1 rRNA gene is annotated in these 1,752 nt (G+C 51.6%); it reads left to right on the forward strand.

The features are described 5' to 3' along the window. Positions 1–1,721: ribosomal RNA gene (locus JIG37_RS01815) — 23S ribosomal RNA — on the forward strand; the annotation flags it as partial. Positions 1,722–1,752 lie beyond the last annotated feature (31 nt).

A 1,752-nucleotide genomic window follows, 5' to 3' on the forward strand; every position in this document is an offset into this window, starting at 1 on the left:
AGTGGTAGGGGAGCGTTCTGTAAGCCGTTGAAGGTGAACCGGGAGGTTTGCTGGAGGTATCAGAAGTGCGAATGCTGACATGAGTAACGATAATGCGGGTGAAAAACCCGCACGCCGGAAGACCAAGGGTTCCTATCCCATGTTAATCAGGGTAGGGTAAGTCGACCCCTAAGGCGAGGCCGAAAGGCGTAGTCGATGGGAAACGGGTTAATATTCCCGTACTTGGTATAATTGCGATGGGGGGACGGAGCAGGCTAAACAAGCATGGCGTTGGTTGTCCATGTGAAAGTGAGTAGGTTGGTGACTTAGGAAAATCCGGGTTGCTAAGACTGAGACACGAGACGAGCACCCAAGGGTGTGAAGTTGTTGATGCCATACTTCCAGGAAAAGCCTCTAAGCTTCAGATTATACCGAATCGTACCCCAAACCGACACAGGTGGTCAGGTAGAGAATACTAAGGCGCTTGAGAGAACTCGGGTGAAGGAACTAGGCAAAATTGTACCGTAACTTCGGGAGAAGGTACGCTCCTATCTGTGATGAGACTTGCTCTCTAAGCGGACGGGAGCCGCAGTGACCAGGTGGCTGGGACTGTTTATTAAAAACACAGCACTGTGCAAAATCGCAAGATGACGTATACGGTGTGACACCTGCCCGGTGCCGGAAGGTTAATTGATGGGGTTAGTTTTCGGACGAAGCTCTTGATCGAAGCCCCGGTAAACGGCGGCCGTAACTATAACGGTCCTAAGGTAGCGAAATTCCTTGTCGGGTAAGTTCCGACCTGCACGAATGGTGTAACCATGGCCACGCTGTCTCCACCCGAGACTCAGTGAAATTGAAATCGCAGTGAAGATGCTGTGTACCCGCGGCTAGACGGAAAGACCCCGTGAACCTTTACTACAGCTTGGCACTGAACATTGACCCTACATGTGTAGGATAGGTGGGAGGCTTTGAAGCAGAAACGCTAGTTTTTGTGGAGCCGTCCTTGAAATACCACCCTTGTAGTGTTGATGTTCTAACGTTGGTCCCTAATCGGGATTACGGACAGTGCCTGGTGGGTAGTTTGACTGGGGCGGTCTCCTCCCAAAGAGTAACGGAGGAGCACGAAGGTTGGCTAAGTACGGTCGGACATCGTACGGTTAGTGTAATGGTAGAAGCCAGCTTAACTGCGAGACAGACACGTCGAGCAGGTACGAAAGTAGGTCATAGTGATCCGGTGGTTCTGAATGGAAGGGCCATCGCTCAACGGATAAAAGGTACTCCGGGGATAACAGGCTGATACCGCCCAAGAGTTCATATCGACGGCGGTGTTTGGCACCTCGATGTCGGCTCATCACATCCTGGGGCTGAAGTCGGTCCCAAGGGTATGGCTGTTCGCCATTTAAAGTGGTACGCGAGCTGGGTTTAGAACGTCGTGAGACAGTTCGGTCCCTATCTGCCGTGGGCGTTTGAGAATTGAGAGGGGTTGCTCCTAGTACGAGAGGACCGGAGTGAACGAACCGCTGGTGTTCGGGTTGTCATGCCAATGGCACTGCCCGGTAGCTACGTTCGGAACTGATAAGCGCTGAAAGCATCTAAGCGCGAAGCAGGCCTCGAGATGAGTTCTCACTAGACTTTTAAAGTCTCTGAAGGGCCGTTGAAGACTACAACGTTGATAGGCAGGATGTGGAAGTGGTGTGAGCCATTAAGCTAACCTGTACTAATTACCCGTGAGGCTTAACCATACAACGCCAAACGCGTTTTATGACAGCGTAA

Origin of the sequence: Pseudoalteromonas sp. bablab_jr010, from assembly GCF_016464105.1 — a bacterium.
GTDB classification, from domain to species: domain Bacteria; phylum Pseudomonadota; class Gammaproteobacteria; order Enterobacterales; family Alteromonadaceae; genus Pseudoalteromonas; species Pseudoalteromonas simplex.